This is a genomic window from Cellulomonas sp. Root485, from assembly GCF_001426705.1.
Lineage (GTDB): Bacteria > Actinomycetota > Actinomycetes > Actinomycetales > Cellulomonadaceae > Cellulomonas.
Genome location: NZ_LMFC01000004.1, coordinates 302,335 through 314,172, shown reverse-complemented (window position 1 = coordinate 314,172; position 11,838 = coordinate 302,335). Strand labels below are relative to the sequence as shown.

11 protein-coding genes are annotated in these 11,838 nt (G+C 70.8%); 5 read left to right on the top strand and 6 right to left on the bottom strand.

Annotated elements, in window-relative coordinates; genetic code table 11:
- The first annotated feature begins 106 nt into the window (after nt 1-106).
- The 3 genes from ASD16_RS18960 (at nt 107) to ASD16_RS18950 (ending at nt 5,282) form a co-directional block, all read left to right on the top strand.
- A complete protein-coding gene (locus tag ASD16_RS18960) occupies nt 107-2,158 on the top strand; it encodes a family 43 glycosylhydrolase (protein ID WP_055921411.1) in 2,052 nt (683 codons plus the stop codon).
- A gap of 66 nt (nt 2,159-2,224) precedes the next feature.
- Complete coding sequence (locus tag ASD16_RS18955; RefSeq protein WP_055921407.1) at nt 2,225-3,712, top strand: endo-1,4-beta-xylanase; 1,488 nt, start codon at nt 2,225-2,227, stop codon at nt 3,710-3,712.
- Between the two features lie 73 nt (nt 3,713-3,785).
- Nucleotides 3,786-5,282, top strand: coding sequence for a non-reducing end alpha-L-arabinofuranosidase family hydrolase (locus tag ASD16_RS18950; RefSeq protein WP_055921405.1), 1,497 nt, complete (start codon nt 3,786-3,788; stop codon nt 5,280-5,282).
- A 59-nt stretch (nt 5,283-5,341) separates the two neighbouring features.
- Here ASD16_RS18950 and trxA read toward each other — a convergent pair whose 3' ends face one another.
- Nucleotides 5,342-5,713, bottom strand: coding sequence for a thioredoxin (gene trxA, locus ASD16_RS18945; RefSeq protein WP_055921401.1), 372 nt, complete (start codon nt 5,711-5,713; stop codon nt 5,342-5,344).
- A gap of 125 nt (nt 5,714-5,838) precedes the next feature.
- On the opposite strand from trxA, the gene ASD16_RS18940 reads away from it, so the two are divergent.
- Complete coding sequence (locus tag ASD16_RS18940; protein WP_055921398.1) at nt 5,839-6,393, top strand: NUDIX hydrolase family protein; 555 nt, start codon at nt 5,839-5,841, stop codon at nt 6,391-6,393.
- Nucleotides 6,390-7,046 (top strand): Pr6Pr family membrane protein, encoded by a 657-nt coding sequence (locus tag ASD16_RS18935; RefSeq protein WP_055921394.1) that lies wholly within the window; start codon nt 6,390-6,392, stop codon nt 7,044-7,046. The genes ASD16_RS18940 and ASD16_RS18935 overlap by 4 nt, the downstream gene beginning before the upstream one ends.
- Here ASD16_RS18935 and ASD16_RS18930 read toward each other — a convergent pair.
- From ASD16_RS18930 to murI, 5 genes are all read right to left on the bottom strand, one after another.
- The gene (locus tag ASD16_RS18930; protein WP_055921391.1) at nt 7,036-8,706 is read right to left on the bottom strand and encodes an ABC-F family ATP-binding cassette domain-containing protein; all 1,671 of its coding nucleotides are present in this window, start codon (nt 8,704-8,706) and stop codon (nt 7,036-7,038) included. The two genes, ASD16_RS18935 and ASD16_RS18930, sit on opposite strands and share 11 nt — an antisense overlap.
- A 6-nt stretch (nt 8,707-8,712) precedes the next feature.
- The gene (gene rdgB / locus ASD16_RS18925) at nt 8,713-9,327 is read right to left on the bottom strand and encodes an RdgB/HAM1 family non-canonical purine NTP pyrophosphatase (RefSeq protein WP_055921389.1); all 615 of its coding nucleotides are present in this window, start codon (nt 9,325-9,327) and stop codon (nt 8,713-8,715) included.
- Complete coding sequence (gene rph / locus ASD16_RS18920) at nt 9,324-10,118, bottom strand: ribonuclease PH (protein WP_055921388.1); 795 nt, start codon at nt 10,116-10,118, stop codon at nt 9,324-9,326. Before rph ends, rdgB begins: the two co-directional genes overlap by 4 nt.
- A gap of 112 nt (nt 10,119-10,230) precedes the next feature.
- A complete protein-coding gene (locus ASD16_RS18915; protein WP_055921385.1) occupies nt 10,231-11,019 on the bottom strand; it encodes an MBL fold metallo-hydrolase in 789 nt (262 codons plus the stop codon).
- Complete coding sequence (gene murI / locus ASD16_RS18910) at nt 11,016-11,831, bottom strand: glutamate racemase (RefSeq protein ID WP_055921382.1); 816 nt, start codon at nt 11,829-11,831, stop codon at nt 11,016-11,018. Before murI ends, ASD16_RS18915 begins: the two co-directional genes overlap by 4 nt.
- Between the last annotated feature and the right edge of the window lie 7 nt (nt 11,832-11,838).

Below are 11,838 nucleotides of genomic sequence, written 5' to 3'. Positions count from 1 at the left end.
CAGATGTGAGCGCTAACATCCCGCCCCTCCGTATCGACGACGACACGGCACCGGGGCGAGCCGCGTACCGGCCCAGCTCTCGGGAGACGACGCGAAGGAGCGAACGATGAGGAAGTCCGTCGCTGCAGCCGCACTGGCGATCGCCGGTCTGCTGCTGGCCCTGGTGATCACCGCGCCCCCGGCGAGCGCGGCATCGATCGACACCACGGCGTCGTACGTGCTGGTCAACCGCAACAGCGGCAAGGCCCTGGACGTCTACAACCGATCCACCGCCGACGGCGCACGGATCACCCAGTGGTCCCGCAACGACGGCGCCCAGCAGCAGTGGCAGTTCGTCGACTCCGGCAACGGCTACTACCGGCTCAAGTCACGCCTGTCCGGCAAGGTCCTCGACGTCACCAGCCGGTCCACCGCCGACGGCGCCGCGATCATCCAGTGGTCCGACGCCAACTCCACCAACCAGCAGTTCTCCATCCAGGACGTCGACGGCTACATCCAGCTCATCGCCCGCCACAGCGGCAAGGCCGTCGAGGTCCAGGGCGCGTCCACCGCCGACGGCGGCAACATCGTCCAGTACGCCGACTGGAACGGCACCAACCAGCAGTGGCAGCTCGTCCGTCTCGGCGGCACCAACCCCACCACGCCGCCCCCGACCGGTGGCACGTTCACCAACCCGGTCGTCTGGCAGGACTTCGCCGACGGCGACATCATCCGCGTCGGCGACGCCTACTACTACTCGGCGTCGACCATGCACTACTCTCCCGGCGCTCCGATCCTGCGCTCGTACGACCTGGTGAACTGGGAGTACGCGGGCCACTCCGTGCCGCGCCTCGACTTCGACGACAACGGCTACGACCTCAACGGCGGCCGCAAGTACGTCAAGGGCATCTGGGCCTCCACGCTGGGCTACCGCAAGAGCAACAGCACGTACTACTGGTACGGCTGCACGGAGTTCAACCGCACCTACGTCTACACCGCCTCGGCCGTCGACGGCACCTGGACCAAGAAGGCCCGGATCAACAACTGCTACTACGACGCCGGGCTGCTGGTCGACGACAACGACACCATGTACATGGCGTACGGCAACGGCACGATCAGCGTCGCGCAGCTGAGCGCCGACGGCACCTCGCAGGTGCGGTCCCAGACGGTGTACCAGGTGCCGTCGAACTTCGGCGGCACCCTCGAGGGCGCCCGGTTCTACAAGCGCAACGGCTACTACTACATCTGGCTCACCCGCCCGGCCAACGGCCAGTACGTGCTGCGCTCCAGCTCCCCGTTCGGCCCGTACGAGCAGCGCGAGGTGCTGCTGAACCTGCCCGGTCCGATCCAGGGCGGCGGCGTGCCGCACCAGGGTGGCCTGGTCCAGACGCAGGCCGGTGACTGGTGGTACATGGCGTTCACCGACGCGTACCCGGGCGGCCGCGTGCCGACGCTCGCGCCGATCACCTGGACCGCCGACGGCTGGCCGACCCTGCAGACGGTCAACGGCCGGTGGGGTGCCACGTACAACAAGCCGAACATCACGACCACCAAGACGGTCGCCTCGATGATCGGCAAGGACACGTTCGCCGGCCCCACGCTGGGCCACCGGTGGGAGTGGAACCACAACCCGGACACCAACCGGTTCAGCGTGAACAACGGCCTCCGGCTGCAGACCGCCACGGTGACGAACGACCTGTACAACGCCCGCAACACCCTGACGCACCGCATCCAGGGCCCGTCGTCGACGGCCACGGTCGAGCTCGACTACTCGGCGATGGCCAACGGCGACAAGTCGGGGCTCGCGATGCTCCGGCAGTCGTCGGCGTGGATCGGGGTCGTCAAGACCAACGGGGCCACCCGCGTGGTGATGACCGACGGGCTCAGCATGAGCAGCTCGTGGGCGACCACGGGCACCGGGGTCGAGCGCGCGTCGGCGAACGTGTCCGGCGGGCGGATCTGGTTGCGCACCAGCGCGGACATCCGACCCGGCTCCGGCCGGACGGCCACGTTCTCGTACAGCACCGACGGGACGACGTTCATCCCCCTGGGGCCCGCGTTCACGCTGAACAACTCCTGGGAGTTCTTCATGGGCTACCGGTTCGGGATCTTCAACTACGCCACCCAGGCGCTCGGCGGAGCGGTCACGGTCCGCAGCTTCGACCTCACCACGCCCTGACCGGCGACGCCCGATCACCGTCGACCCCACGACCCCCGTGTGGTCTCCGAAAGAGAGCGAGAAATCATGCGCACGACTCCCCACCAGCAGCACCGCACGGGCTGGAGGCGACAAGCAGCGGCGCTCCTCGCCGTGGCCGGCCTGGTGCTGACCATGCTCGTCACCCTGGCCAACCCCGCCCAGGCGGCCTCGACGCTCGGTGCGTCGGCGGCTGAGAAGGGCCGGTACTTCGGTACGGCGATCGCGGCCGGCCGGATGAGCGACTCGACGTACATCGGGATCGCGAATCGTGAGTTCAACATGATCACGGCCGAGAACGAGATGAAGTGGGACGCGACCGAGCCGAACCAGAACCAGTTCAGCTACAGCCGCGGCGACCAGATCGCCAACTGGGCCCGCAGCAACGGCAAGCAGGTCCGCGGACACGCGCTGCTGTGGCACGCACAGATGCCCGGCTGGGCGCAGAACCTGTCCGGCAGCTCGCTGCGCAACGCCGCGATCAACCACGTGACCAAGGTCGCGACCTACTACAAGGGCAAGGTCTACGCCTGGGACGTGGTCAACGAGGCCTTCGCTGACGACGGGCGCGGCAGCCGCCGCGACTCCTCCCTGCAGCGCACCGGCAACGACTGGATCGAGGCCGCGTTCCGGGCCGCCCGCAACGCGGACCCGAACGCCAAGCTCTGCTACAACGACTACAACACCGACGGCATCAACGCGAAGTCCACCGGTGTCTACAACATGGTCAAGGACTTCAAGTCCCGCGGCGTCCCGATCGACTGCGTCGGCTTCCAGTCCCACCTCGGCACCAGCCTGCCGGGCGACTACCAGGCCAACCTGCAGCGCTTCTCCGACCTGGGCGTCGAGGTGCAGATCACCGAGCTCGACATCCAGCAGGGCGGCAACCAGGCGAACATGTACGCCGCCGTGACCAAGGCGTGCCTCGCCGTCAGCCGTTGCAAGGGCATCACCGTGTGGGGCGTGCGCGACACCGACTCGTGGCGCGGCAGCGACAACGCGCTGCTGTTCGACGGCTCCGGCAACAAGAAGGCGGCGTACACCTCGACGCTGAACGCCCTCAACGCGGGCGGCTCCACCACCCCCCCGCCCTCGAACGGCTCGATCGACACCAGCGCCTGGTACGTGCTGGTCAACCGGAACAGCGGCAAAGCGCTCGACGTGTACAACCTGTCCACCGCCGACGGCGCCCCGATCAAGCAGTGGTCGCGCAACAACGGCAACCAGCAGCAGTGGCAGTTCACCAGCGTCGGCAACGGCTACTACAAGGTGAAGTCGCGGCTGTCGGGCAAGGTCCTGGACGTGACCGCCAAGTCCACCGCCGACGGCGCCGTCATCGAGCAGTGGACCGACAACGGCGGCACGAACCAGCAGTTCAGCATCCAGACGATCGACGGCTACGTGCAGCTGATCGCCCGCGTCAGCGGCAAGGCCGTCGAGGTGCAGGGCGCCTCCACGGTCGACGGCGGCAACGTCGTCCAGTACTCCGACTGGAACGGCACCAACCAGCAGTGGCAGCTCGCCAAGGTCGGCTGACCGACACCCGTAGCGAGGGTGGGGCGCCGCCGACACGGCGTCCCACCCCGCACACCCCGAAGGAGTGGGACCTATGAGAAGAACCCCTGGAAAGCTGCAGCCGCGCTGGCAGGCGCTGCTGCTCGCGCTCACCGTGGCCGCCACCGGCGCAGTCGCCGTGGTCGTGGCGCCGTCGGCGAGCGCCGCGTCGATCGACACCACCGCGTCGTACGTGCTGGTCAACCGCAACAGCGGCAAGGCCCTGGACGTGTACAACCTGTCCACCGCCGACGGTGCCCCGATCAAGCAGTGGTCGCGCAACGACGGCAACCAGCAGCAGTGGCAGTTCCTCGACGCCGGCAACGGCTACTACAAGGTGAAGTCGCGGCTGTCGGGCAAGGTCCTCGACGTCACCGCCAAGTCCACCGCCGACGGCGCCATCATCGAGCAGTGGACCGACAACGGCGGCACCAACCAGCAGTTCTCCATCCAGGACGTCGACGGCTACATCCAGCTGATCGCCCGCAACAGCGGCAAGGCCGTCGAGGTGCAGGGCGCCTCCACCGCCGACGGCGGCAACGTCGTCCAGTACTCCGACTGGAACGGCACCAACCAGCAGTGGCAGCTCGTCCGCCTCGGCGGCACCAACCCCACCACGCCACCGCCGACCGGTGGGTGCGCCCTGCCGTCGAGCTACCGGTGGAGCTCCACGGGCTCGCTCGCCACACCGAAGTCGGGCTGGGCATCCCTCAAGGACTTCACGACGGCCGAGTACAACGGCCAGCACCTCGTCTACGCCACCACCCACGGCACGAGCGGTGGTGCGGGCTGGGGCTCGATGAACTTCAGCCTCTTCTCGAACTGGTCGAGCATGGCCTCCGCGACGCAGACCGGCATGTCGTCCGGGACCGTGGCGCCGTCGCTGTTCTACTTCGCGCCGAAGAACATCTGGGTCCTCACCTACCAGTGGGGCGGCAACGGGGCGTTCTCCTACAAGACCTCCAGCAACCCGACCAACCCCAACGGATGGTCGGCGGCGAGCCCCCTGTTCACCGGCTCCATCACAGGTTCGGGCACCGGTCCGATCGACCAGACGGTGATCGGTGACGGCACGAACATGTACCTGTTCTTCGCCGGGGACAACGGCAAGATCTACCGCGCGAGCATGCCGATCGGGAACTTCCCGGGCAACTTCGGCTCCTCGTACACCACGATCATGAGCGACACCACGAACAACCTGTTCGAGGCGCCGCAGGTCTACAAGGTCAAGGACCGCAACCAGTACCTGATGATCGTCGAGGCGATCGGCTCCAACGGCCGGTACTTCCGCTCGTTCACCGCGACCAGCCTCTCGGGCTCGTGGACGCCGCAGGCCGCGAGCGAGAGCAACCCGTTCGCGGGCAAGGCCAACAGCGGTGCGACGTGGACGAACGACATCAGCCACGGTGAGCTCATCCGCACCAGTGCCGACCAGACCATGACCATCGACCCCTGCAACCTGCAGCTGCTCTACCAGGGCCGCTCCCCCAGCTCGGGCGGCGACTACGGTCTGCTGCCCTACCGGCCGGGTCTGCTGACCCTCCAGCGGTAGCCCGCAGGCACGCAGAAGGGCCGGTCCCCACTCAGGGGGCCGGCCCTTCTGATGTCAGGTCAGGCGTCCGTGGTGGCCGCAGCCGCGATCTTCTCGCGGACCTCGTCCATGTCGAGCGCCTTGACGGCCTCGACCACCTGCTCCAGCGCGGGGGCGGGCAGTGCGCCGGCCTGGTTGAACACCAGGATCCCGTCGCGGAACGCCATCAGGGTCGGGATCGAGAAGATCTGCAGCTCGGCGGCCAACTCCTGCTCGGCCTCGGTGTCGACCTTCGCGTGCACGACGTCCGGGTGGTTCTCCGAGGAGTCCTCGAAGACGGGGCCGAAACGCTTGCACGGCCCGCACCACTCCGCCCAGAAGTCGACAAGGACGATCTCGTTGTCCTTGATGGTCTGGCCGATCGTGCTGCCGGTCAGCTCAGTCGTCGCCATGAGATTCCTCCAGTGCTCGGTTACCGCCAGATAGAGCGCGCAGCCACCGACGACTATTCCCGAGCGTGCGCAGACACACACCTCGGGAAGGGGTGATCAGCCTTTCGGGACGGTAGACATGGTCAGTGACCGCATCTGCCGAGTTCCCTCGCGGCCCGGAGCGTCCCGCCGGCTGGCTGAGCCCCGACGAGATCGCCAGTGCCCGCACCCAGCTGCCCATCCTCTACGTGGACGCCATCCCGGTGCGCGTCGACGACTCGGGTGACGTCGTCCAGGTCGGTCTGCTGCTGCGGGTCACGCAGGAGGGGGTCATGTCCCGCGCGCTGGTCAGCGGCCGTGTGATGTACCACGAGCGGGTGCGCGACGCCCTGCTGCGCCACATCGAGAAGGACCTCGGGCCGGTCGCCCTGCCGCAGATCCCCGCCTCCCCGCAGCCGTTCACGGTCGCGGAGTACTTCCCGACACCGGGTGTCACCCCGTACCACGACCCCCGCCAGCACGCGGTGTCCCTCGCCTACGTCGTGCCTGTGCTCGGGGACTGCCGGCCGCAGCAGGACGCCATCGACCTCGCGTGGATGACGCCCGAGGAGGCGTGCGCGCAGCAGATCCAGTTCGAGATGAACGGCGGTCAGGGCCTCCTGCTGCGGCAGGCCATGGGGCACGTCGGCCGCCTGCCGTGACGGAGGTCCGGCCGCGGTACGTCCTGGCGCGCACGCTGCACGCCATCGTCCTCGTCGCGGCCGTCGTCGGGCTGTCCCTGGAGCTGGTCCGAGCGCTGACGTCCGACGACCTCGGCACGCGGCTCGTGCGTCTGTTCAGCTACTTCACCATCCAGTCGAACGTCCTCGCGGCGATCGCCGCGGGGATGCTGCTGTGGCGGCCGGACCGCCGCGGTCGCGTGTTCGCGGTCCTGCGGCTCGACGCGCTCCTGTGCATCGCGGTGACCGGCATCGTCTACCACGCGGTTCTCGCCGGGCTGCAGGAGCTGACGCCGTCCGGTGCGCTGGCCAACCTGATGCTCCACACGGTGGTGCCCGTCGGGACGGTCGTCGCGTGGCTCGTCGTCGGACCGCGCCCGCGTCTGTCGCCCGCCGTGGTCGGGTGGTCCCTGGTCTACCCGCTCGGCTGGATCGCGTACACGTTCCTCCGCGGGGCGGTCGTCGACTGGTACCCGTACCCGTTCCTCGACGTCTCGGAGATCGGGCTGCAGTCCGCGATGGTCCGGACCGGCGTCGTCGCGGTCATCTTCCTCGCGCTGGCGTTCGCGGTCCTCGGTCTCGAGAAGATCCTGCCGCCCGCGCCTCGACCGGTCAGCGAGCCCGTCAGAGACTGAGCTCGGGCCAGTCCGCCAGGTCGGCGCGCATCCGGCGGTCGTGGGTGGCGACGACGACCGCGGCCGACGTCGCCCGCAGTGCGGCGGTGAGCTCGTCGACGAGCCCGACGGACAGGTGGTTGGTCGGCTCGTCGAGGATCAGCACGTGCGGGGCCGCCAGGAGGGCGCACGCCAGGTCGAACCGTCGGCGCTGACCGACGGACAGCTCGCGCAGCGGCCGGTCGAGATCCTGCTCGGTGAGCAGACCGAGCGCTGCGACCGGGACCAGCTGGTCCGGGTCGAGCAGCCGTGCCTCCAGGAGCGTGAGCGCGTGCCGCGCGTAGGCGTCGAACCCCGACAGCTGCTCGGCCGTGCCGGCGGCGCGCGGATGGGCGACGACGGCCGCCGCGTGCTCGGTCGGGCCCTCCTGGGCGAGCACCCCCAGCCGCACCCCCGGCGCGATGGCACGCACCCCGCGGTCGAGCACGATCGCCCCGGCGAGGGCGGCGAGCAGCGTGGACTTGCCCGACCCGTTCGGGCCCGTGACGAGCAGGCGCCCGCATGCCGGGACCTCGATCCGGACCCCCGCCAGGTCGAGGCGGTCCCGCACCCGGGGGGCGCGCAGGTCCAGCAGCGGACCCGGCTGCGGCTCGGGCGGCAGCGACGGCAGGTCCGGGAACGTCAGGACGAGCGGCGGCGTCGGCACCTCCACCGCCTCGGCGTCGAGCTTCTGGATCAGCCGGTCCGCGGCCTTCACGTGCCCGCGCGCCCGGGTGGCCCGGCGGTGCGTCTGCGAGCCCTTGGGCGGGCGCCACTCGTCGGACAGGTTCTCGTACGTCGAGTCGAGCCGCTCCGCCAGCTCCAGCGCGCGCTTGCGCTCGGCCCGGTACCTCGCCTGCCACCGGCGGACCATCTGGGTCTTGAGGAACCGGTAGTCGGAGTACCGCGTCGCGCCGTACAGCGCCGGGCGGCCGTCCATCGCCGGGTCCAGGTCGAGGATCGCGGTCATCACGTCGTCGAGCAGGCGCCGGTCGTGCGTGACGATGACGACCGCGCCCGGCCACTCCCGCAGGCGGGCCGTCAGGTAGTCGATGCCGGCCGCGTCGAGGTGGTTGGTCGGCTCGTCGAGCAGCAGCAGGTCCGCGCGCTCCCCGATCCGGCACGCCAGCCGCACCCGGTACCGCTCGCCGACGCTCAGCTGGTCGAGCCGGCGCTCCGGCTCCCGCGGTGCACCGAACCGCGTCAGCGCCTCGTCGACGCGCCGGTCGGCGTCCCAGGCAGCGAGGTGCTCGTACCGGCTGACGGCCGCGGTCAGGCGCGCGAGGTCGCCGGACTCGTGGTCGAAGCCGGCGATGGCCGCCTCCAGCTCACCGGCGGCCGCACGGACGCCGCCGAGGGCCTCCGCGACGAACGTGCCGATGGTCGCACCGCCGGGTGCGTCGAGCTCCTGCTCGACCGACGCCAGCGTGCCGCGGCGGCGCACCGTCCCGGTCTGCGGCGCGAGCTCGCCCGCGAGCACCCGCAGCAGCGTCGTCTTGCCCGCCCCGTTCTCGCCGACGACGCCCACCCGGTCCCCGGCGCTGACGACGAGGTCGACCCGGTCGAGCACGGGGTGCCCCGGGTAGCCGTAGGTGACGGCGTCGGCGACGAGCTGGACGTCCCCCGTCGGGCTCTCAGTCACGACAGGTCATCCGCCCAGGACGCGCACCAGCGTCGGGACCAGCGCGCGGAACGCAGTGCCGCGGTGGCTGATCGCGTTCTTCTCCTGCGGTGTCAGCTCCGCGCAGGACCGCGTCTCGCCCGTGGGCACCAGGATCGGGTCGTAGCCGAAGCCACCGGTCCCACGCGGTTCGGTCGCCAGCACGCCCTCGAGCGTGCCCGTCTCGACGTGCTCGAAGCCGTCCGGCGTGACCAGCGCGGCCGCGCACACGAAGCGTGCGGCGCGGTGCGGCTCGGCGATGTCCTCGAGCTGCGCGAGCAGGAGCGCGAGGTTGGCGGCGTCGTCCCCGTGCTTGCCGGCCCAGCGTGCCGAGAAGATCCCCGGCGCGCCGCCGAGCACGTCGACACTCAGCCCGGAGTCGTCGGCGACGGCCGGCAGACCCGTGAACGCCGCCAGGGCACGCGCCTTGATCAGCGCGTTCTCGACGAACGTCACGCCGTCCTCGACGGGCTCGGGGGCGCCGACGTCCCGGGCGCCGACCACCGACTCCGGGTCCAGCCCGGGCAGCACGGGCGCGAGGATCGCTCGCAGCTCGCCGACCTTGTGAGCGTTGTGCGTCGCGAGAACGAGGCGCGCGCTCACCGGACCAGCCGCGTGGCCGAGCCGTCCCCCGGTGCCGATGCCAGAGCAGCGACCTGCAGGGCCGTCAGCTGCGCGGTGCCGGCCACGGCCAGGTCCAGCAGCGAGTCGAGCTCGGCACGGTCGAACGGGGCGTGCTCGGCGGTGCCCTGCACCTCGACGAACGTGCCCGAGCCGGTCACCACGACGTTCATGTCCGTCTCGGCACGCACGTCCTCGACGTACGGCAGGTCGAGCACCGGCAGGCCGTCGACGATGCCGACGCTCACCGCGGCGACCGAGTCGCGCAGGACGACCTTGCTCGCGGGGATGTGCTTGTTCTCGACCGCCCACGCGACCGCGTCGGCGAGCGCGACGTACGCGCCCGTGATCGACGCGGTCCGGGTCCCCCCGTCGGCCTGCAGCACGTCGCAGTCGAGCACGATCGTGTTCTCGCCGAGCGCGGACACGTCGATGATCGCGCGCAGCGACCGCCCGATCAGCCGGGAGATCTCGTGCGTGCGACCGCCGACGCGGCCCTTGACCGACTCGCGGTCGGAACGGCTGGACGTGGCGCGCGGGAGCATCGAGTACTCCGCGGTGACCCAGCCCTCGCCGGACCCCTTCTTCCAGCGCGGCACCCCGGGAGTGAACGACGCCACGCAGAGCACCTTGGTGCCACCGAACTCGACGAGCACGCTGCCCTCCCCCGCCTCCAGGAAGCCGCGGGTCAGGGTCACGGGGCGCAGCTCGTCGGGCGCTCGGCCGTCGGCGCGGACGCGCGCCGCAGGAGTGGTGGTGGCAGCAGAAGTCATGCGGACGAGCCTAACCGCGCCCCCGGACACCCCCGGACGCCGCCCACGGGACCGTGCGCGGGACGTCCGTGCTCCGACGGGGTGGGACCCCTAGGAGCGCGGACGTTGCACGCTAGAGGGTGTGGACCGCGCCCGGGTGGGCCAGGGCGATCGGGCCGGTGTAGACCGCGGCCGCCTCGGCCAGCGTCTCGGCCGGGTCGTTCCAGGCGGGGATGTGCGTGAGGACCAGCTGGCCCACCTCACCGCGGGCGGCTGCCTCGCCGGCGCGGCGGCCCGTCAGGTGCACACCGCGCAGGGCCTCGTCGCGCCCCTCGAGGTACGCCGCCTCGGACAGCAGGAGGTCGGCGCCGGCAGCCAGCGTGTCGAGGCCCGCGCACGCGTCGGTGTCCCCCGTGTACGCGAGCGTCACCGTGCGTGACGGGTCCGCGTCGCTCGGCCCGGTCACCCGGATCCCGAAGGCGGGGATCGGGTGCTCGACGGCCACGGGGACGAGCACGAGCGGGCCGACGGTCACGGGCGAGCCCTCCTGCCACTCGACGACGTCGAACTGGCCGTCGGTGCTGGTGGCCGGGTCCTTGCCGGACATCTGCGCGAGGCGCTCGGCCGTCCCGGTCGGGCCGTGCACCGTCACGGGGTCGCACGGCCCGGACGGGTGGTACCGCCGCAGGACGTTGAGCACCACCATGTCGGCCATGTGGTCGGCGTGCAGGTGCGACAGCCCGATCGCGTCGAGACGGGTGGGGTCACCGAACTTCTGCAGGGCGCTCAGGGCACCGTTGCCGAGATCGAGCAGGACCGTCCACGTGCGCCCGTCGGCGTCCTCGGCCTGCACCAGATAGCCCGACGCCGCCGAGTCGGGTCCCGGGAAGGATCCGGCGCACCCCAGGACGGTGAGCCTCACCGCAGGGCCGCGCTCGGCTCGACGACCTCGACCTCGGGGCCGAGGAACCGGCGCGCGAGGATGCGGAACTGGTCCGGGTCGCCGGTGGCCAGGAAGCGGTGCACGGGCGGGCCGGCCGCCGGGTCGCGCTCCAGGTCGTGCGCGACGAGCGTCCGGTAGACGTCCTTGGCCGTCTCCTCGGCGCTCGACACGAGCGTGACCTCCTCCCCCATGACGTAGGAGATCGCGCCGGTGAGCAGGGGGTAGTGGGTGCAGCCGAGCACCAGGGTGTCGACACCCGCCCGGCGGACCGGGTCGAGGTACTCGTGCGCGAACGCCAGGACCTCGGGGCCGGACGTGATCCCCGCCTCGACCAGCCGCACGAACTCCGGGCACGCCTGCGTGGTCAGCTCGACGCCGGGCGCCACGGCGAAGGCGTCGTCGTAGGAGCGCGACTCCACCGTGGACTTGGTCGCGATCACGCCGATCTTGCCCGTCCGGGTGGCGGCGACCGCGCGGCGGGCGGCCGGCAGGATGACCTCCACCACGGGGATCCCGCGTCGCAGGGTGTAGCGCTCGCGAGCGTCGCGCAGCATCGCCGACGACGCCGTGTTGCACGCGATGACCAGCAGCTTCACGCCCGCGTCGACCAGGTCGTCCATCACCTCCAGCGCGTGCGCGCGCACCGCCGCGAGCGGCTTGGAGCCGTAGGGCGTGTTGAGGGTGTCCCCGATGTAGAGGGTGGACTCCTGGGGCAGCTGGTCGAGGATCGACCGGGCCACGGTGAGTCCTCCGACGCCGGAGTCGAAGATGCCGAGAGGGGCGTCGTTCACGCGGACG